At 45.3% G+C, this 21,793-nt stretch carries 15 protein-coding genes; 11 read left to right on the top strand and 4 right to left on the bottom strand.

Annotated elements, in window-relative coordinates:
- Positions 1–29 precede the first annotated feature (29 nt).
- On the bottom strand, positions 30–707 hold the full coding sequence (locus M5J74_RS24450) for a class I SAM-dependent methyltransferase (protein ID WP_250013679.1): 678 nt from the start codon (positions 705–707) through the stop codon (positions 30–32).
- Positions 708–1,204: 497 nt separating this feature from the next.
- Here M5J74_RS24450 and M5J74_RS24445 point away from each other — a divergent pair, with 497 nt between their 5' ends.
- The 3 genes from M5J74_RS24445 to M5J74_RS24435 all read left to right on the top strand — a co-directional run bounded on the left by M5J74_RS24445 (position 1,205) and on the right by M5J74_RS24435 (position 7,106).
- Positions 1,205–4,687, top strand: a complete 3,483-nt coding sequence (locus M5J74_RS24445; RefSeq protein WP_250013676.1) for a Calx-beta domain-containing protein — start codon at positions 1,205–1,207, stop codon at positions 4,685–4,687.
- 399 nt (positions 4,688–5,086) lie between these two features.
- Entirely contained in the window at positions 5,087–6,520 is a 1,434-nt protein-coding gene (locus M5J74_RS24440; protein WP_250013675.1) for a sugar transferase, read from the top strand.
- A 232-nt stretch (positions 6,521–6,752) separates the two neighbouring features.
- Positions 6,753–7,106 carry a DUF6464 family protein gene (locus M5J74_RS24435; RefSeq protein ID WP_015156599.1) on the top strand — a complete coding sequence of 118 codons (354 nt, stop codon included), beginning with the start codon at positions 6,753–6,755 and terminating at the stop codon, positions 7,104–7,106.
- A 20-nt stretch (positions 7,107–7,126) separates the two neighbouring features.
- Here the strand turns inward: M5J74_RS24435 and fmt are convergent, their stop codons facing one another.
- Together fmt and M5J74_RS24425 are read right to left on the bottom strand one after the other, a co-directional pair.
- Entirely contained in the window at positions 7,127–8,119 is a 993-nt protein-coding gene (gene fmt, locus M5J74_RS24430; protein ID WP_250013672.1) for a methionyl-tRNA formyltransferase, read from the bottom strand.
- 142 nt (positions 8,120–8,261) lie between these two features.
- Positions 8,262–8,786, bottom strand: coding sequence for a DUF937 domain-containing protein (locus tag M5J74_RS24425; protein WP_106167500.1), 525 nt, complete (start codon positions 8,784–8,786; stop codon positions 8,262–8,264).
- 215 nt (positions 8,787–9,001) lie between these two features.
- On the opposite strand from M5J74_RS24425, the gene purH reads away from it, so the two are divergent.
- Both purH and clpB read left to right on the top strand, forming a co-directional pair.
- Positions 9,002–10,585 carry a bifunctional phosphoribosylaminoimidazolecarboxamide formyltransferase/IMP cyclohydrolase gene (gene purH, locus M5J74_RS24420; RefSeq protein ID WP_250013670.1) on the top strand — a complete coding sequence of 528 codons (1,584 nt, stop codon included), beginning with the start codon at positions 9,002–9,004 and terminating at the stop codon, positions 10,583–10,585.
- A 149-nt stretch (positions 10,586–10,734) separates the two neighbouring features.
- A complete protein-coding gene (clpB, locus tag M5J74_RS24415) occupies positions 10,735–13,362 on the top strand; it encodes an ATP-dependent chaperone ClpB (RefSeq protein WP_106544730.1) in 2,628 nt (875 codons plus the stop codon).
- Between the two features lie 78 nt (positions 13,363–13,440).
- On the opposite strand, the gene M5J74_RS24410 is transcribed toward clpB, so the two are convergent.
- Positions 13,441–14,085: an XRE family transcriptional regulator gene (locus M5J74_RS24410; RefSeq protein WP_250013667.1), complete on the bottom strand. Its 645-nt coding sequence runs from the start codon at positions 14,083–14,085 to the stop codon at positions 13,441–13,443.
- A gap of 152 nt (positions 14,086–14,237) precedes the next feature.
- Between M5J74_RS24410 and M5J74_RS24405 the strand changes: the two genes are divergently transcribed.
- From M5J74_RS24405 to M5J74_RS24380, 6 genes are all read left to right on the top strand, one after another.
- Positions 14,238–15,479 carry an FAD-dependent oxidoreductase gene (locus tag M5J74_RS24405; RefSeq protein WP_250013666.1) on the top strand — a complete coding sequence of 414 codons (1,242 nt, stop codon included), beginning with the start codon at positions 14,238–14,240 and terminating at the stop codon, positions 15,477–15,479.
- 2 nt (positions 15,480–15,481) lie between these two features.
- The gene (locus M5J74_RS24400) at positions 15,482–15,739 is read left to right on the top strand and encodes a sarcosine oxidase subunit delta (RefSeq protein WP_015156592.1); all 258 of its coding nucleotides are present in this window, start codon (positions 15,482–15,484) and stop codon (positions 15,737–15,739) included.
- A gap of 12 nt (positions 15,740–15,751) precedes the next feature.
- The gene (locus tag M5J74_RS24395; RefSeq protein WP_250013663.1) at positions 15,752–18,652 is read left to right on the top strand and encodes a 2Fe-2S iron-sulfur cluster-binding protein; all 2,901 of its coding nucleotides are present in this window, start codon (positions 15,752–15,754) and stop codon (positions 18,650–18,652) included.
- Positions 18,649–19,302 carry a methylglutamate dehydrogenase gene (locus tag M5J74_RS24390; protein WP_250013661.1) on the top strand — a complete coding sequence of 218 codons (654 nt, stop codon included), beginning with the start codon at positions 18,649–18,651 and terminating at the stop codon, positions 19,300–19,302. The genes M5J74_RS24395 and M5J74_RS24390 overlap by 4 nt, the downstream gene beginning before the upstream one ends.
- Positions 19,303–19,358: 56 nt before the next feature.
- Positions 19,359–20,687, top strand: a complete 1,329-nt coding sequence (gene glnT, locus M5J74_RS24385; RefSeq protein WP_015156589.1) for a type III glutamate--ammonia ligase — start codon at positions 19,359–19,361, stop codon at positions 20,685–20,687.
- A gap of 215 nt (positions 20,688–20,902) precedes the next feature.
- A complete protein-coding gene (locus M5J74_RS24380) occupies positions 20,903–21,793 on the top strand; it encodes a class II glutamine amidotransferase (protein ID WP_015156588.1) in 891 nt (296 codons plus the stop codon).

Genomic DNA, 21,793 nt, shown 5'->3' with positions numbered 1-21,793 from the left:
TTTTAGCATAAAAGTTTTGCATGCAAGTATTAAATCTTTTGAAGTATAAAAGTATGGTTTGAGGTTTCTTTACTAAATTCGTCAAGAATAGCGAATTGATTACTTGTAAACAAGCTTCTTAGTTCATCTGACTTTCTCCGTATTCTTCTAATACCTTGGCGTTGGTTTTTAGGAAGTAAAAAGTCTGGAGTTTTATTTCTAAATTGATAGAATATATTACTAGACCTAGTGTCAAAATGCAGTTGAGCTATTCCTTGTTTTCTTAAACTTTTATAAATTTTTTGAATATAGCTTTTTATAACTGAATAATCTGAAATGTGCTGAAATACAATCCAAGAATAAGCATAGTTAAAAGATTCAGTAATGTCCCAAGGCTCGTTTGGTAGAAAAGTTCTAATATTTGTAATTGAATTGACCTTAGCAGTAGCTTCTAGTTTCATTAACATAGATTTAGAAATGTCAACAGCATGAATTTCATTAAATATTTTTGCATGTGGAAATGTCAAACGCCCAATACCGCATCCTATTTCAAGTGCTCTTTCATACTCACTTAAATATTTTTTAACTCTCGATAAATAAGTTTCTGTAGCATTTATACCAGAGTCATAAAAATACTTTTGTCCTTCAGGTTTTGAATAATCAACTTTATGGGTTAAAATATAAAATTCTGGATCCACTGTAGAAAAATTTTCCCAATTATTCTTCATATTTGTTCCTAATACATTAATCAGCTTCGCATTTATCTTAAGTTGACTGTTTCAGCAAGTCTTCAGTAGAAATACATAAATATCAAAAGATAATTAAAAAATATTGAGTTAGTTTAGAGTAAGACAGAAACTTAAAAACTTAATATTTTCTTTATCGAACTACATTTGACATTGAGCAAAGAGCGCATGAATTTAGTATTTTTACTGAATTAGTAAGTAGAGGTCGCTTGCTTTATTTCCGTAGTTGTACGAATTCAATTTTGTTTTGTACTCTTATTGTCTACCTAAAATCAAAATAAATTTAGCTTTTTGTACGTTCTTGTATTTAACTTCTATTCAAATCACAGTTTTTTTGAATTGCCTTTTTAAATAATTAAATAAATTAATCGAGAAAATCAGTAATTTCTCGGTTTTATTATTACTTGTTTTTTTTGTTAAAACAGTGAGGTTTGAAAGTTTATGTCATAGTTATTTCCAATTCTGTAATCGGAGGACAAATGGCTCCTACATTCAATATCAGTGGTGCTACGATTGTTGAGGGTGAATCTACCAGCCTAGTTTTCACAATTAGTCTTTCAGAACCTCTAACCCTCAGTCAAACCCTAAAATACAGCACAGTTAATGCTACAGCTACGAGCGGACAAGACTATACGGCTACGAGTAATTTAACTGTCACTTTTAATCCAGGGGAAACTGTTAAAACTATTAGCATTCCCGTTCTCAATGACAACATTAACGAAACAGACGAAACATTCCTAGTTAATGTTTTTATTCCTAAAGGTACTCCTCTTAATAGCGGTACTACAGACAATCTGGTAACTACTGGCGTTGGTAAGATTACTGACACTAAAGTTGCAGACATCACCACAACTCTAGCAACCAATATTGAAAATTTAGCTCTTACTGGTACTACCAATGTTAATGGTATTGGTAATGGTGGTAATAACCTTCTGACGGGTAATAGTGGCAATAATACCCTAGAGGGACTGGCAGGTAACGATAACCTAGATGGTAAAGCAGGTACTGATGTCTTAAAGGGTGGAATTGGTGACGACACTTACACCATTGATAGTACAGACACAGTTGTCGAAGATTTAAATGCAGGCATTGATACTGTTCGAGCTAACTTTAACTATTCTTTATCAACCTCAACCCCTAACGTCGAAAATCTTACTTTACTAGGAACTGAAAATCTGACTGGGACTGGTAACAGCAGCAATAATAGCCTGATTGGTAACAGTGGTAATAATACCCTTGATGGTCAGGCTGGCAACGACATCCTTGACGGCAAAGCTGGCGCTGATATTTTAACAGGTGGTCTTGGTGATGATACTTACGTTCTAGATAACGTAGGAGACACGGTTATTGAAGATGCCGATCCAAGTAGCGATACCATTCAAGCTAATTTCACTTACTCTCTTGCCAATCTTGCCAACGTAGAGAACTTAACTCTTTTGGGAACAAGCCAAATCGATGCTACGGGCAATAGTGGTGATAATACACTAACTGGTAATAGTAATAGCAACACTCTAACAGGTGGTGCTGGCAACGATGTCCTCGATGGTGATGCTGGCATTGACACGCTTATCGGTGGTGCTGGAGATGATAGATACGTTCTTGATAACCCAAGTGATAATCCGATTGAATCTGATACCAGTGGTAATGACACAGGTGGCAGGGATACCATCGAAACCGATTTTAGCTATACCCTGAAAGATAGATTTGAGACGTTAATCTTAACGGGAACTGGCAAGATCGAAGGGATAGGTAACAGCGTTGCTAACACCATAACTGGTAATAGTAGTGACAACCTCCTTGATGGTGGACTTGGTAATGATACGCTAGCTGGCGGAACTGGCAACGACACTTATATTGTTGATAACGTTGCTGATAGAGTGACTGAATATGGCGGTCAAGGCGTTGACACGATTTTGTCATCAATAAATTATGAGCGATCGCTAGATAGCAACGTTGAAAATTTAACTCTGACTGGAAGTGCTACCATTGGGGTTGGCAATACCATCAATAACATCCTTATCGGCAATAATCTCAATAATACTCTCAATGGTGATAGTGGAAACGATACTCTTGATGGTGGAATTGGAGCTGACAACCTCTCTGGTGGAACAAATAACGATACATACATTGTGGACAACACTGGAGATGTCGTAACGGAAAGTTCCACACTAGTAAATGAGATTGACCTCGTACAAGCATCTGTTTCTTACACTTTGACTAACAATGTCGAAGAGTTGACACTGACCGGAACCACTAACATCAATGGTACGGGTAATACCTTAAACAACAAGATAACTGGCAATATTGGCATCAACATTCTTAGAGGTAATGGTGGTGACGATTCCCTTTATGGAGGAGATGGAGATGACTGGCTTCTCGATGATTCTGGAAATGGCAACGATTTGCTAGATGGTGGTGCTGGCAAAGATATTCTCAAGGGTGGAGTTGGCAACGACACATACATTGTTGACAATTTCAGAGATCAAGTTGTAGAAACCTGGAGTTCTGGAGGCGATCCTGGCGGAAATGACACTGTTAAGTCTTCTATCACCTATACTTTGGGAGCCAATGTTGAAAATCTCACCTTAACTGATTTAGCTAGCAATGGTACTGGCAATAGCTTAAACAACTCAATCATTGGTAACGCTGTAGCCAATACTCTTGACGGTAAAGATGGCAACGACTACCTCGATGGTGGTGGTGGCAAAGACCTGATTATTGGTGGGCTTGGTAATGATACTCTTGATGGCAGTACGGGTGACATCGACACCTTGTATGGAGGATTGGGAGACGATACTTATTTAGTTGGACTGCCAGAAGACATAATTGTAGAAGCTGCTAATGAAGGATTTGATACCGTCAACTCCGCAGCAACTTCCTATACTATCAGCGATAACGTTGAGAACTTAGTGCTATATCAAGGCAACATCAATGGTACGGGTAACGAACTTGATAACAATATTTCAGTTGCTAGTAGTATAACTACTCAATATGCCAACATCATTAATGGTGGTGCAGGCAATGACACCATGTCGGGTGGATTGGGTAACGATGTGTACTACGTTGACAGTACTGGTGATATCGTTGTTGAGTCAGCAGGAACTGATACAGGTTTTGACACTGTTCATGCTTCCGTTAACTACACGTTAGCAGATAATGTTGAGAAACTCGTCCTCACTGGCTTTGATGCTCTCAATGGCTCTGGTAATGCGGGGAATAACGTTTTGAGCGGGAATACTAACGATAACACCCTTGAAGGTCTGGCAGGCAACGATTACCTGGATGGTGGGCTAGGCAGCGACATCATGAAAGGAGGCGACGGTGACGACTCTTATGTAGTTGATAATACTGGAGATACAGTAAATGAGAACACAGGAGCAGGTCTTGACCTGGTATTTTCTTCCATCAACTACACTCTCACGGCTAATGTAGAAAACCTGACTTTAACTGGAAATGCAGATATCAACGGTACTGGCAACAGTCTAGATAATATCATTTCTGGTAATGGTGGTGCTAATAGGCTTGCAGGTGATACGGGAAATGACACGCTGCTTGGCGGTGCAGGCAATGACACCCTTGTAGGTCAAGGAGCCAACGATACTTTGGTGGGTGGACTTGGAGCCGATCGCTTCGATTACAATACTGGTGCTGCCTTCTCTACATTTGATATCGGTGTCGATATTATTAGCGATTTCAAGACCAGCGAATTAGACAAAATTGTCCTCGGCAAAATAACCTTCGGACTTACCAGCAATGTTGGTAATGGATTCAGTTCTGCTGGAGAGTTTGCATCAGTTAGTACGGATGCTGCTGCTAAAAGCAGTACTGCAAAAATCGTATACAGCTTAGAAACTGGAAATTTGTTCTACAATCCAGATCTAGGCGTATTAGGAGGAGAGTCAGCCGTCGCTCAATTCTCCGGTAAACCTACTCTCAGTGCTAATGATTTTGTCATTGCCTAACTGAGTTATAACTAGTCAGGCTTAAAGTTGGACTACAAACTAGGGGTGTGTGGATCGCTGCACACCTCTAGTTTGTATTTTCTCTTTCTACATACTTGAATTCACCTAATTCATTGATAAATTGTTTATCTAAAAGCAAAAATTTTCCGTATATTTGCTGCACTGAAAGATTAGCAGCTGACTTTAATATTAATTTATAACTTACCTACATACACTACGATCGCCTATCTCAATCAGAAATAGAGGCTTAATTCGATCGCAAATCAAATTGTATTCTGACAAGCAATAGATATATTAATTCTTCTCGATCTTTAAGCCAAAGCAGAGTATATGAGATCGAATGCATCAATCTCTATTCGCAAATATGTTTCCCAATTTTCAGTTTACCATTCATAGATTATGACATCTACTAGTGTTTTATCCGATCGGTACGCTCGGGATTTACGCGCTCCGTTATTTAGCCAACTCGGAAAAAGAATAGGTCAGCGCTGGAGAAGACTGATTACATTATTGCTATTTGATATTTTTGCTTTACTGATATCCTGGCAAGTGACAGCAAGCTTTGGCGAGCCTTTTTATTTACTTAATGACAATAAAGATAGTTTACTCGCGATCGCCACAATTATTGCATTTCAAGTTAGTCTACTAGCTTCACAAGAGCTATATCAAGCTGGGGACAAACGCCGAGATTATATTAATATTGCTAAAACTCTGACAATCGCTCATTTACTACTATTATCGGTCGTCTTCTTTTTTCAAGATTCAAGAAATATTTTGCATCAATCTTTAATCCTCTCTGGAGTTTTAAGTGTTACTTTGGTTTGCAGCTTTAGATATAGCATAGATATTGCCATTGACAATCTGCGAGAACAAGGCTTTCTTCGTTATCCTATATATTTAATCTCTAAGCTCGAAGATAAAAACTCAGCTATTAAGTTGTTAGATAGCGATCGAAGATATGATTTTGCTGGTTGGGTAGATATTACTACTATAAATGAACGAGATAGCGTCTTACAAGATATTTATAGATCGAAAGTGTCAGATGTTTTGATCTATTCTTGGGAAGGTATTACTTCTCAACCTCTTTTCTATATCAAACTCAAAAATGCAGGGGTTAATATACATGTTTTACCTACGGCATTGCAAGTTGTTGAGCAAAAGATTAAGTTGAGATTTTTAGGCAGTATTCCCACTTTTGAACTCAGCTCTTACTTAACCATAGGCGGCGATTTTTTAATCAAAAGATGCTTTGATTTCATTTTTGCGATCGCACTTATTTTGCTGTTAATCCCCGCTTATTTGTTGATAGCATTGCTAATCGCCATAGATTCATCTGGTTCTATTTTTTATAAGCAGAATCGTATGGGGTTGCACGGCAAAACTTTCCAAATCTGGAAATTTAGGACTATGAAAACTGATGCAGACCGATCGCAAAAAAGTGTAGAGTTCAGTCATCAGTGGAAAGATGGTGCTTTGTTTCAAACAGAAAACGACCCACGTATTACTCGTATAGGCAAATTTTTGAGGCGCTATAGTTTAGACGAACTACCACAACTATTTAATGTCGTGCGCGGTGAGATGAGCTTAGTTGGACCGCGACCAGTACCAAACTCAGATGTAGAGAAATTTGCCGATCGCCATTTTATTCGCTACCAAGTTTTACCCGGTATGACTGGCTTATGGCAAGTTAGTCGGTCTAATACTGATGATTATGAAATCGATAAGGTTGTCAATTTAGATGTCAAGTATATGGAAAACTGGTCGCTGGGGTTGGATATCCAAATCCTACTCAAAACGATCGCGGTAGTGCTGGGTCGCAAAGGTGCGTATTAAGTAAGTCAAAAGTTAAAAGGCAAAAGTCAAAATGTCTGGGACTGATAGTGGCAAGCGGTTCAATCGCGCCAATCGCGCAAGTTAAATGCATGGCGACTTAGTATTGCGATCGAGGCTTTAAGCATGATGTTTCTAGTTTACCAATCCTAAAACATCGTCTCAAACTGCCCAGACAAAGGTGATTGTGCGATACCATCCAAAAAGTAGTCGGCATTACACCTGAATGTGAGTTATGGAACCAGATTTACTAACCGAGGTTATTCTGACGCATCCGCGTCAGTCCCTCGGCAAAGTTATGCTCGATTGGACTCCCCAACCAGGGAACTATTTAGATTTAGAAGGAAAAACCTACGCTGTTTTAGAACGTCGCCACCGCTATCAATTGAAAGCGGGGCGTTATCGTTTAAATAAGATTGCTCTTTACGTACAGTCAGCGGCGCGACCAGCAGAGAAAAGTTTTGTAGAGGGACGTTGGGTGATTGGCGATGCTAGCTGTCGCTTCAACGCCCATTCTGAGTTGATCCGTTGTGCGGTAAACCCAGAGGGACCGTGCGATCGCTGTCGCTATTATGAAACCCATATGTAGAAAGGCAAAATATTGCACCTCTACAAGAATACCTCTCCCACAGTTAAGCGGTTGCCGTTGACAAAATCCCAGCCTGACTGAGGGCGTTTTCCTGCTGGCTGGACTTCCCGTAATAATATTAAACCTGCACCAGTTTGAATGACGGCTCCTATACCCTTAACCGTCTGAACGATTTCCCCAGGACGGCGATCGCTTGACAAATCGGCAAAGTTATGAGTTAGCTGCTGCAACTCTGGTGATAGCTGCGACGTATAGGCAGCATCTAAAGGTACAGTAGCAAGTATTTTGAGAGCGCGATCGCGAAAGGTAGCCGTGCAATTGGGATAGAAACCTCTAATTTGATTGTGCAGCGCGATCGCAGTTTTTGACCAATCGAGGGCATAATTCTCTTTTTTAATCAAAGGCGCGTATGTGGCTTCGTCGTTATTTTGGGGAACGGGTGCGATCGCCTGACTTGCTAATTGCAACAGCGTTTCTATTAATAAATCTGCCCCCAACGTTGATAGTCTGGCGGCTAACTCGTAGGCATTGTCTAGGATATGAATTGGCGTATATGCTTTCAGCAGCATTGCCCCCGTATCCATTCCCGCATCCATCAACATCGTCGTGATTCCGGTTTCCGTCTCGCCGTTATACAAACACCACTGTATGGGCGCAGCACCGCGATACTTGGGTAAAATCGAGCCATGCACGTTAATACAACCCAAGCGTGGCAAATCGAGAATCTGCTGAGAAAGAATTTGTCCGTAGGCAGCAACAACAAAAAAATCTGCCCCAGACTGTTCTAATAAATTCAGAGTTTCAGCATCCTTTTTCACCCTTGAAGGTTGCCACACAGGTATTTGTCGTGCTGTCGCAACAGTTTTTACGGGTGAGGGTGTTAATTCATTGCCTCGTCCTCGACGCTTATCTGGTTGAGTGACAACCGCTACAACGTCAAACTCTGGATGACTGAGTAGCTTTTCTAGAGTTGGAACGGCAAATTCGGGAGTACCGAAGAAGATGATTTTCATCAGGGAATGCTTGGGGGCGAGGGGGACAAGGAAGACAAGGAAGACAAGGGAGACAAGGGAGACAAGTCACAATTAACTGACTGCACCCCACACCCCACACCCTACACCCTACACCCCACAACCCACACCCCACACTCTTGTATTACCGACTCAAGTAGCGACTTGCCATTTGCATTGCATCAGCTACATCCACATCTCCATCGCGATCGGCATCTAGAAAAGCATTGAGGACGGGATTAGCGCCGCCTTGGGGGTTTTGAGTCTGAGTCCCAGATTGCAGCAAATTTAATACTAGCGGTACGAGTACGGGTAGCATCTGCTGGATCGAACCTAAATTCAGTCCTGTCATCTGGGCAATTTGTTGAATCAGTTGTTGCTGTTGGTTAGAAGAAAACAGAGTATTCACAGCTTGAGGGCTGGGTTGCGTGCCGCTATATTGATTGACGATCGCCTGTGCTTGTGCTTCGCCATTCACGGCGCGTTGCTGTTGTAAGGATGAGCGTACCTGACCACCCACTAATGATAATACTGATTGTAGGGTAGAAGGGTCTGCACCAGTATTGTTGCTGAGCTGTTGGATCGTGTTGACAATAGCACCAATTTGACCTGCGCTACCAGCTTGGTTAGAGTTACCGACTGCACTGACGATTTGATCGAAGAGTCCCATTTACTCTAATCCTCCATTTAACATCTCCATAATGTCTAATACCATGAATTGGTAATTGGTCATTGGTCATTGGTAATTGGTCATTGGTTATCTGTATTTTTACCACGACTCCCGACTCCCGACTCCCCGATCGCTGACAATTGATAACTGTCAACCAACAACTAACAACGTACAATAGTTCTTTGTCTGAATTGAATTGCAAAGGACTGGGAACTATGGCACGTTTGGCGCTGCTGAGTGTATCTGATAAAACAGGGCTGATCGATTTTGCCCGTAGTTTGGTAGAAGAATTTGGTTTTGAGATTGTGAGCAGCGGTGGAACAGCTCAAGCGATTCAAGCAGCAGGAATACCAGTAACTAAAGTTGCAGATTACACTGGTTCGCCAGAAATTCTCGGCGGGCGGGTCAAAACTCTTCACCCTCGGATTCATGGTGGCATTTTAGCACGACGGGACGTACCGCAAGACGTGACAGATCTGGAGGCTAATGATATCCGCCCTTTCGATCTAGTGGCAGTCAATCTCTATCCTTTCGAGCAAACGATCGCCAAGCCTGACGTAACTTTAGCAGAAGCGGTAGAACAAATCGATATTGGTGGACCCGCAATGATCCGAGCAGCGGCTAAAAATTTTGCCCATTTAACCGTGTTGTGCGAACCAGCAATGTACGCAACATATTTGCAGGAATTACGCCAACAAGGGGAAATCTCATTTGAATTCCGCGCTGCTTGCGCCCAAAAAGCTTTTTGGCATACATCGAATTACGATCGCGCGATCGCTTCTTTTTTGGGGAGTCGGGAGTCGGTAGGGGCGCGCAGCAGTGCGCCCGTACAGGGGAGTCGGGAAGAATTACCGCAACAGCTTGCAATTTCAGGCAAGCAAGTTCAATCTCTACGCTATGGGGAAAATCCGCATCAGCCTGCGGCATGGTATCAAACGGGAACGAGTGCAACGGGTTGGGCGGCTGCGACAAAACTCCAAGGGAAGGAATTGAGTTATAACAATTTAGTCGATCTAGAAGCAGCAAGGCGCATAATTACAGAATTTACCGATCTCCCTGCGGCGACAATTATTAAACATACAAATCCCTGCGGTACGGCGTTGGGAACTACAATTTCTGAAGCTTATGAAAAGGCTTTTAACGCAGATTCAGTTTCAGCTTTTGGGGGAATTGTTGCCTTAAATCGGGCAATTGATGCAGCTACAGCTACAGCGTTGACAAAAACATTTTTAGAATGCGTCGTTGCCCCAGAATGCGAACCAGAAGCACGGGAAATTCTAGCTAGTAAATCTAAAGTTAGGGTTTTGATATTACCAAATTTAGAGACGTTACATGAAACGTCTTTACATACAATAAAAGCGATCGCGGGTGGTTTCTTGGTACAAGCATCTGACGATCTTGTTGCCGATACTAAACAGTGGCAGATGGTGACAGAAAAACAACCAACTCCCGCCCAGTTAGAGGAATTGCTATTTGCTTGGAAGGTGTGCAAGCACGTTAAATCAAATGCCATTGTCGTGAGCCGCGATCGCGCTACTCTGGGTGTAGGGGCGGGACAAATGAATCGTGTCGGTTCGGTACAAATTGCTTTAGAACAAGCCGGAGAGAAAGCCCAAGGTGCAGTATTAGCTAGCGATGGGTTCTTTCCTTTTGATGATTCAGTCAAAACAGCCGCCGCTGCTGGCATAACTGCGATCGTTCAACCTGGTGGAAGTCTCAGGGATGCAGATTCAGTTAAGGCAGCAAATGAATTGGGAATTGTGATGGTGTTGACAGGTGTAAGGCACTTTTTGCATTAGGTCACTAATCATTCGGGAATACCCCGTATGGATTGCGTAAACACCGATCTTGCATCCTATGTCTGTATTTCTACAATGACGATAGAGGGAGGCATGAGCCAGAAATAGCTCTAATGGTTAGTAGATTTTAGCGGAGGGGACAGTAACGGATGCAACCCACTAATCCCAATCAATTTACCGAAAAAGCCTGGGAAGCGATCGCCCATACCCCAGATATTGCTAAAGCCGTTCCGCAGCAGCAAATTGAAAGCGAACACTTAATGAAAGCGCTGCTGGAACAAGAAGGCTTGGCAAGTAGTATTTTTAATAAAGCTGGTGTTAATGTCACGAAGTTACGCGATCGCACCGAGCAATTTATTAAACGTCAGCCCAAACTTTCTGGTAGCGTTAGCTCTGTTTATCTAGGACGCAGCCTCGATACCCTATTAGATAGAGCTGATGCTTACCGTCAGGAATTTGCTGACGAATACATTTCGATCGAGCATTTGTTGTTAGCTTACGCTAAGGACGATCGCTTCGGTAGGAGTTTATTTCAAGAGTTTGGGTTAGACGAAAACAAACTAAAAAATACAATTAAACAAGTGCGTGGAAATCAGAAAGTGACCGACCAAAATCCAGAAGGCAAATACGAAGCACTCGAAAAGTACGGACGTGACTTGACTGACGCTGCCCGTCAAGGTAAGCTCGATCCCGTAATCGGACGGGACGATGAAATTCGTCGCACAGTCCAAATTTTGTCTCGCCGCACTAAAAACAACCCCGTACTGATTGGCGAACCTGGTGTCGGTAAAACTGCGATCGCCGAAGGCTTAGCACAGCGGATTGTCGCTGGTGACGTACCCCAGTCGCTTAAAGACCGCAAGTTAATCGCCTTAGATATGGGAGCATTAATTGCAGGGGCGAAGTTTCGGGGTGAGTTTGAAGAACGTCTAAAAGCGGTATTGAAAGAAGTCACCGAGTCTAAAGGTAATATCGTCCTATTTATCGACGAAATTCATACCGTTGTCGGTGCGGGTGCTACCCAAGGGGCGATGGATGCAGGGAACTTGCTCAAACCAATGCTAGCGCGGGGTGAACTGCGTTGTATTGGGGCGACAACTTTGGATGAGTACCGCAAATATATTGAAAAAGATGCGGCGTTGGAACGACGTTTCCAACAAGTTTATGTCGATCAACCCAGCGTAGAAGATACAATTTCGATTCTGCGCGGTTTGAAAGAACGGTATGAAGTCCACCACGGGGTAAGAATTTCCGATAGTGCTGTGGTTGCAGCAGCTACTCTGTCAAATCGGTACATTAGCGATCGCTTTTTACCCGACAAAGCAATCGACTTGGTAGACGAGGCGGCGGCGCGGCTGAAAATGGAAATCACCTCAAAGCCGGAAGAATTAGACGAGATCGATCGCAAGATATTGCAATTAGAAATGGAACGCTTATCTTTAGAAAAAGAGAGCGATCCGGCTTCGCGAGAAAGGTTAGGACGGTTAGAAAAAGAAGTTGCCGATCTCAAGGAAGAACAAGCGGCGCTTAACGCTCAATGGCAGTCTGAAAAGGATGTTATTAATAAAATTCAGTCTGTCAAAGAAGAGATCGATCGCGTCAACGTCGAAATTCAGCAAGCAGAAAGAGATTACGATCTCAATAAAGCGGCAGAATTAAAATATGGAAAATTGACCGATTTGCATCGACAATTGGAAGCCGCAGAAAGTCAGTTAACCCAAACGCAAACAACGGGTAAATCGCTGCTACGGGAGGAAGTTACTGAAGCCGATATCGCTGAAGTTATTTCTAAGTGGACGGGTATTCCAATCAGTAAGTTAGTCGAAACTGAGAAAGAGAAACTACTCAACTTAGAAGACGAATTGCACCATCGTGTCATCGGGCAAAATGAAGCAGTGACAGCTGTAGCTGATGCGATTCAGCGATCGCGTGCTGGTTTAGCCGATCCAAATCGTCCGATTGCTAGTTTTATTTTCCTCGGTCCCACGGGTGTAGGCAAGACCGAATTGGCGAAGGCTTTAGCCGCATATCTCTTCGACACCGAAGAGGCGTTGGTACGGATCGATATGTCGGAGTACATGGAGAAACACGCCGTATCGCGTTTAATTGGCGCGCCTCCTGGTTATGTAGGTTATGACGAAGGGGGACAACTGACTGAAGCGATTCGCCGTCGTCCGTATTCTGTCGTGTTATTCGACGAAATCGAAAAAGCACACCCAGATGTTTTCAACGTCATGCTGCAAATTTTAGATGACGGTAGGGTGACGGATGCTCAAGGTCATACGGTGGATTTCAAGAATACCATTGTGATTATGACCAGCAACATCGGTTCGCAATACATTTTAGATATTGCCGGGGATGATTCGCGCTATGAAGAAATGCGCGGTCGGGTGATGGAAGCGATGCGCAATAGTTTCCGTCCAGAATTCCTCAACCGAATTGACGAGATCATTATTTTCCACGCTCTACAACTACAAGAATTGCGGCAGATTGTCAAGTTGCAAATTCAGCGACTGGAACAAAGACTGGGCGATCGCAAGATGTCGTTGCGTCTTTCTGATGCTGCTTTAGATTTCTTGGCAGAAGTAGGTTACGATCCCGTATTTGGTGCGCGTCCTTTAAAACGAGCAATTCAGCGGGAATTGGAAACGCAAATTGCTAAGTCAATTCTGCGGAATGAATTCAACGACGGCGATACGATTTTTGTCGATGTGGAAAACGAACGTCTTGCTTTTAAGCGTTTGCCCGTGGAGATATTAACGACACAATCTAATTAATTAATAGGTGGGTAAATGCCCACCTATTTTTTTACACTTGTCCTATAAGATCGAGTTTTTTCTGTACATCACTGCTCCCTACTCCCTACTCATGCGATCGCCATCAGATGTGGCATAGTGAATTATCGCAAGAAAGCGAATCGGTAACTCGATCAATTTTTCAGGACCATGAGGAATATCACCGCGAAAAGTCAATGCGTCACCAGGTTCTAGTAAGTAAGTTGATTGTCCGTGACGGTATTCAATCTTTCCTTCCAGCATATAAATGAACTCAACCCCAGGATGCTCGAAGGTGGGAAACACTTCCGAAGCGTCATCCATCGCGATCAGAAAAGGCTCGAATAGTTTTGTCGAACCGCGATCGTATGCCAGCAGGTGATAGGTATGTCCTCGCTTTGTACCGCGACGCACGACTTCCATCCCTTCACCGTTTTTCACATGCTGGGCGCTGCCTGTGGGTACGTCGTAATTGCGAAAGAAGGCTGACAGAGAAATGCCTAAAGCACGGGCAATTTTGGTTAATGTTTCCAAACTCGTAGCAGTTTGAGCGTTTTCAATCTTGGACAACATCCCCCGCGAAATTCCCGTCTGTTCCGAAATTTCGGCAATGGTGAGTCCGAGTTTTTGACGCATTTCTCGAATCGTACTGCCGATGTAGCGTTCGAGCGGATCGACGGCTGGTACTTGGGAACGCTCCAGTCCATTTGCTGTGGCATCTGTCATGCGCTTACCTCACAGTATGGGAGCAGTGTAGAGAAACAGCGCTGGCTACCATTTCACCTTACATCGTTTTGAATCATAGCAGGAAACTTTGTTGACACCCAGAAATCTTTGATGCATGATATTCAGCAAAGGTTCCTGTCAGGAAACTTACGATGCCTCTGAATCTGCTGAAATTTGCGCTGGCGAAGCAGCATCCAGAACCCGCAATGTTCCGCCATCGCGATCGCCTCAAACCAAATTACGATGCTGTCATCATTGGTGCAGGCGGACACGGACTAGCAGCCGCTTATTATCTGGCGCGAGATTATGGCATGACCGATATAGCCGTTCTCGAAAAAGGTTATCTTGGCGGCGGAAATACGGGACGCAACACGACGATTATTCGCTCCAACTATCTCACCCCAGAAGGCGTAAAATTTTACGATGAATCGGTGCGACTCTGGCAAGATTTAGCGCAGGATTTCGACCTGAATTTGTTTTATTCCACGCGAGGACATTTCACGCTCGCTCATACTGACTCTGCAATCCGAACGATGCGCTGGCGGGCGGAGGTTAACAAGCATTTCGGCATTGAGAGCGAATTAGTCGAGCCGGATGAAATTAAAAAAGCTTGCCCGCACATGGATTTGACGTGTGGTGGCAAGGCTCCAGTCATGGGCGCACTCTATCACGCACCCGGGAGCATTGCCCGTCACGATGCGGTAGCGTGGGGTTACGGTCGTGGTGCAGATCGGCGGGGAGTCGAAATTCACCAGCAAACAGAAGTTTTGGGTATTCAAGTTGAATCGGGCAAAGTGACAGGAGTACAAACAACTCGCGGCAACATTTCGACACCGCGAGTCTTGTGTGCGATTGCCGGATTTACACCACGCCTGTTGCAAATGGTAGGACTGCGATCGCCCATTTACGTCCATCCATTACAAGCAATGGTCAGCGAACCAATGAAACCCTGGCTCGATCCGATCGTTGTTTCGGGTAGCTTGCACGTCTACGTCAGTCAAACCGCACGGGGAGAGTTAGTCATGGGAGCCTCACTCGATCCTTATGAATTACATTCCACGCGATCGACCTTGGATTTTGTAGAGGGATTAGCAGCGCATATGCTGGAACTCTTTCCGTTTCTCTCTCACGTTAAAGTTGTGCGGCAATGGGCAGGGATGGCAGATATGACACCTGACTTTGCGCCAATTATGGGTAAAACCGCGATCGCGGGATTTTATCTCGATGCTGGTTGGGGGACTTGGGGCTTTAAGGCAACTCCGGTGTGTGGCAAAACGATGGCGTATACCGTGGCGAGCGATCGCACTCACGAATTAATTACAAAATTCTCTCTCGATCGATTTAAAAATTATGCGTTGGTGGGTGAAAAGGGTGCAGCATCAGTGGGGCATTAACGATGAAGATGATGACCTGTCCGATTAACGGAACAAGACCGATTTCTGAGTTTATCTGTGGTGGGGAAGTTCGCTCCATGCCCGATCCGCAAACAGTTGACGATGCAACGTGGGCGGAGTACGTCTTTAATCGCACTAGCGTACCTGGAATTAAACAGGAATGGTGGTGTCATACGCCAAGTAATACCTGGTTTATTGCAGAGCGCAATACGCTGACTGATGAGGTCTTGCGTACCTACTTATATTTATTTATTCGGTGAGGAGAATGTTGCATGAGCAATCGCCTACCTCCCATCTCCGGTGAATGGATCGATCGCAGCCAGCGAATTGATTTCACCTTTGAAGGAAATCGTTTTTGGGGTTATGCCGGAGACACGATCGCCAGTGCGTTATGGGCTGCTGGACAACGAGTACTGGGACGCAGTTTCAAATACCACCGTCCGCGCGGAATTTTGAGTTTGGCGAGTCACGATGTTAATACTTTGATGCAAAATGGGCAACAGCTCAACGTCCGAGCCGATGTCACGCCATTAGAGGCGGGAATGTCCCTGTATGCGGTGAATACGCATGGTGGGGTGATGGGCGATCGCCACAGCATTTTAGATTTTTTCTCGCCGTTCCTCCCAGTTGGATTTTACTACAAAGCCTTTCACAATAAACGACTGTTTCCCTTCTGGGAACGCACGATTCGCAATCTGAGCGGATTGGGCAAAGTCGATTTCTCTACACCGCATATTCGCACGGCAAAGCAGTATGATTTTTGCGACGTGCTAGTCATTGGCGCAGGTGTGGCGGGATTGTCAGCAGCATTAGCCGCAGCCGATGCAGGGGCAAATGTAGTGATTGTGGACGAGAATGCCAGGGCAGGCGGTTCTGGCGAACGATTGACGCAGACGCAAGAACTCGTGGAAGCAGTTAAAAATTGCGATCGCATTTGTCTTTACACCGAAACTGTAGCTGCTGCGTATTATGCCGATCGCTGGATTCCCTTAGTGGATCGAGAACGTCTGACTAAATTGCGGGCAAAAGCGGTCATCATGGCAAATGGGGCATACGAACAGCCTGCCGTGTTTCGCAATAACGACTTACCAGGAGTGATGTTAGCTTCGGCAGCGCAACGGTTGATTTATCGCTATGCTGTCAAACCGATGCAGCGAGCTGTAGTATTGACAGCAAACAGCCATGGTTATGAGGCTGCTTTAGATTTAGCAAAGCATGGCGTTGAGGTGAAGGCGATCGCGGATTTGCGATCGACTTACACGACGAACTCAACAACTCAAGCCTTACAAGCGCTCGGTATTCCCATCTTCACCAGCCATTGTATTTACGAAGCCAAGACGAATCCAGCAAGCGATGGCGTTTCGGGTGCGGTCGTTTGTCCGCTTGATGCCAAAGGCAAACCACAAAAAGAATTCAAACAAGCGATCGCCTGCGATGGGATGATTATGAGTGTCGGCTGGGCAGGCGCGGCAAATTTGCTCTACCAGGCAGGCACAAAAATGCGCTTCGATAACGGCTTGCAACAGTTCGTTCCCGATCGCTTACCTGCGGGCGTATTTGCCTGCGGACGGGTGAATGGCGTGTACGAATTCGATCGCAAGCTACTCGATGGTCGTCGGGCGGGATTGGAGGCTGCTGCATTTCTGGGATTGACAGAACCAGTCAAGATTGCTGTTGCACCTAGTTCAGAATCTCCTTCTCATCCGTGGGCGATCGTAGAACATCCAGCAGGTAAGAACTTTGTCGATTTTGATGAAGACCTTCAGTTGAAAGATTTTCCGAATGCGATTCAGGAAGGATTTGACAATATTGAATTGCTGAAGCGATTTACCACTGTAGGCATGGGACCGAGCCAGGGTAAGCACTCTAACATGAATGCATTGCGAATTTTGGCACGCATTACGGGAAAATCTCCTGCTGAAGTGGGTACAACCACCGCTCGACCGTTCTTTCATCCAGTCCCCTTATCTCACTTAGCCGGACGGGGCTTTACGCCAGAGCGCTATACTCCCTTACATACTCGTCATGCTGCCTTGGGTGCTGAGTTCGTGCTGGCAGGGGTATGGCGACGACCTGAATTCTACACCCAACCTGGAAAGAGCCGCGAAGATTGCATTCGGGCTGAAGTGAAAGCCGTGCGGACTCGCGTAGGTGCGATCGATGTTGGGACGTTAGGAAAATTAGAATTGCGCGGGGCGGATGCTGCCGAGTTTTTAGAGCGAGTTTACACTGGACGCTACAGCAATTTGAAATTGGGGATGTCGCGCTATGCACTGATGCTAGACGAGACAGGCATAATTATTGACGATGGTGTCATTGCGCGACTGGGAGCCGAGCATTTTTATTTCACGACGACGACTTCCGGTGCAGCGACGATTTACCGAGAACTGTCGCGGCTGAATACGATGTGGGGGTTAGATTGCGGTTTGGTAAATTTAACTGGAGCGCGATCGGCAATGAACCTTGCTGGAGTTTATGCTCGCGATGTCTTGGCACAACTGACGGATTGCGATCTTTCCAGTGCTGCTTTTCCCTACTTGGCTGTACGAGAAGCATTGGTGGCGGGAATTGAAGCGATTTTAATCCGAGTTGGTTTTGTAGGCGAGTGGGGTTACGAAATTCACGTTGCGGCTGAGTCGGCTGCGGCTCTCTGGGATGCTCTTTTCGTCGCAGGTAAGGCTTACGGGATTGCGCCCTTTGGCGTGGAAGCACAACGGCTTTTACGGCTGGAAAAAGGGCATTTGATTGTCGGTCAAGATACCGATGGTTTGACAACTCCGAGGGAGGCTAATTTAGGATGGGCGGTTAAATTAGATAAGCCATTTTTCATCGGTCAGCGCAGCCTGCAAGCTATTGCTAAACGACCGATCGCGCAAAAGATAGTTGGTTTTACGCTCCACCCTAATCAAGGAACTGCGCCCCAAGAGTGTCATTTGGTCATCGATCGCGGTGAAATTGCAGGTCGCGTTACCAGTATTGCTTTTAGTCCCACGCTTCAGCAGTATATCGGACTTGCTTACGTCAAACCAGAACTAGCAGCGATCGGCGATCGCATTTCGATTCGTTTATCTGATGGCGCACTCGTTAAGGCAACAGTCAGTCCCACACCATTCTACGACCCTGAAAACCAACGCCAGCAGGAAACGACACAACGTCAGGAGGCGATCGCATGAATACTCCTTTGCGTCTGAGTCCAATTCACGATTCACTCCAGTCGCTTAACGGTGTGTGGTGCGACACTAACGGTATGCCCTCCTTAGTCACGCTACCAGGCGATCGCCAGTCTGTTTCTGTGTTAGGGATTGCCGATCTGTCATTTTTGACCCGCTTTGGCGTGAAAGGAGCAAATGCAACCCAATGGTTAGCCGATCGCAAACTGCCAATTCCCGATCGCCCTAATACTTGGCATCCTCTACCCGAAGGTGGGATTATTGCTCGGTTGGGACTGACCGAATTTCTAATCGAAGATAGCCTCAACAGCGCGATCGCTCCTCAGTTAGCAACTGCCTGTAAGTCTCCACCCGCAAAAGTTTACCCGGTTTTACGGCAAGATCTCGCTTTAGGACTAGTGGGCGATCGCGTCAACGAGCTTTTACGCCAAACCTGTAGCTTTAATTTTCAGGCATTATCACTTGGCGATCGTCCGGTCGTTTTGACTAATGCAATTGGTGTCACAGTAACCGTTATCCCGCTTGACATCGAGAGAGAATTATGCATCCGCATCTGGTGCGATCGCACGTTTGGTACGTATTTTTGGCAAACCCTGGTTCAAATTGCTACAGAGTTAGGAGGTGGCGCGATCGGCACAGAATCATTTTTGTGACAAAGCTACTCTATTCATGAAATTTGAACAGATCGAGTCAACCTGGAGCCAATCGGATGAATTTAGCAGCAGCCAAAACATTTCTCGAATCGCATCAAGTCAAGTTCGTGCTGGCGCAATTTGTCGATATTCATGGAGTTGCGAAAACCAAAGCCGTACCCGTGGCTCACTTTGAAGATATTTTGCATCCAGGAGCCGGATTCGCCGGATTTGCGGTGTGGGGATTGGGTATGGAGCCGCACAGTCCAGATTACATGGCAGTTGGCGATCTCTCAACTCTATCGCTCGTTTCCTGGATGCCTGGATTTGCGCGAATTGCTTGTGTCGGTCACGTTAAAGGCAAACCTTACCCTTACGATGCTCGCTATATCTTGATGCAGCAGATCGAGCGATTGCAGCAGCGAGGCTGGACGCTTAATACCGGAGTCGAGCCAGAATTTGCCTTACTTCGTAAAGACGAACGGGGGCAGATTTACCCGTTTGATGCTACCGATACCTTGGAGAAACCCTGCTATGACTTTCGCGGATTGTCGCGCAGTGCGATTTTTCTGGAAAAACTCGTCACTCACCTGCAAGCAGCTGGCTTTGACATTTATCAAATCGACCACGAAGATGCTAACGGACAGTTTGAGATTAACTATACCTACACCGACTGCCTCACGACTGCCGATCGCTACATCTTTTTCAAAATGGCAGCGTCAGAAATTGCTAAAGAACTGGGACTAATTTGCTCGTTCATGCCGAAACCGTTTGCCAACCGCACGGGTACGGGAATGCACATTCATATGTCCATAAGCGATGGCAGCTCGAATCTATTTGCTGACGACAACGACTCGCGGCATTTAGGACTCTCGAAACTGGCGTATCATTTTCTGGGTGGCTTACTCGCTCATGCCGAAGCACTCACTGCTATCTGCGCCCCAACGATTAATTCCTATAAGCGGCTCGTCGTGGGGCGATCGCTCAGCGGTGCAACTTGGGCTCCAGCTTACATCACCTACGGCGACAACAATCGTTCCAGCATGGTACGGATTCCCAGCGGACGCTTAGAACTGCGGCTTGCCGATGGCTCCTGCAATCCTTATCTTGCCACTGCTGCCGCGATCGCTGCTGGATTAGATGGCATTGATAAAGAAATCGATCCTGGCGAACCCTATAACTTGAATTTGTACGATTTATCGGAGGTAGACCTTAAAGACAAGGGTATTCGCACTTTACCCCAGAGCTTGCACGAAGCGATCGCCGCTCTGGAATCAGATGAAGTCATCAAAGGTGCGTTGGGCGTGTTGGCAAATGAATTTATTAACTTGAAACGAATGGAATGGGTGGAATATATGCGTCATGTTTCGCAGTGGGAAGTGGAACGATACTTGGAGTTTTTCTAAAAAAGTTTTTGTATAGTGAGATCCCCCAACCCCCTTAAAAAGGGGGCATTTATTCCTCCCTCTCTAAGGTTGGAGCAACCGACGTAAATTCTTCGCTATATTTCCTGAAAAAGAGGCTTCATTCCCCCCTTTTAAGGGGGATTAGGGGGGATCGAGATCTCTAACTTCAGTGCGTAACTCTCAAGGTTTTCTAATAAATAAATGTAGGTGCGATCGTGTGTGGAATTGTCGGACTACTAATTAAAAAACCAGAATGGCGAGAATCGCTTGGCGAACTCATGGTTCCCATGCTGATTGGCATGAGCGATCGCGGACCCGACTCTGCTGGACTTGCTGTATTTACTGCTACGCTGCCAGAGCCGCATCGCAAATACAGCCTCTATTCAAAAGACAAATTCGATTGGGATTTGAGGCGATCGTTTCAAGCTGTTTTCGGGACTACACCTGAGATTGAGATCGATGGCAATCGGGCAGTGCTAACTTCGGATCGAGAACCGGATCGCGTCAAGCAATGGCTGAAAGCAAAACATCCAAACCTGCACCTGTTGTCAACAGGTCGGACGATCGATCTCTACAAAGACACGGGGAAACCTGCTATGGTAGCCGAGCGCTACAATTTCTCAACGCTGAAAGGCTCTCACGCGATCGCCCATACCCGCATGGCAACAGAATCAGCAGTGACTCCCGACCGCGCGCACCCGTTTACGGCGGGAGAAGATTTTTGCCTAGTGCATAACGGTTCTCTTTCCAATCCTTACTCGATTCGTCGTCGTTTAGAACCGCTTGGGATTCACTTTGAAACCGACAACGACACGGAAGCAGCTTGTCGCTTTTTAGAATGGCGGATGCGGGAAGGGGACGATCTAGAAACCGCAATTAAACAAGGCTTTGTCGAGTTAGACGGCTTTTATACGTTTCTGATGGGAACGGCAGACAAACTCGCTCTGGTGCGGGATGCCTTTGCCTGTAAACCTGCGGTGGTTGCTGAAACTGATGACTATGTGGCGATCGCCTCGGAATTTCGCTCTCTAGCACACCTACCCGATGTTAAAAACGCCCATCTCTACGAACCCGCACCGGAAGAGTTATACGTATGGACGGTGTAA

The sequence above is a fragment of the Chroococcidiopsis sp. CCNUC1 genome, assembly GCF_023546805.1.
Classification (GTDB): Bacteria; Cyanobacteriota; Cyanobacteriia; order Cyanobacteriales; family Chroococcidiopsidaceae; genus Chroococcidiopsis; species Chroococcidiopsis thermalis.
This window is presented reverse-complemented; position numbering and strand designations above follow the sequence as displayed.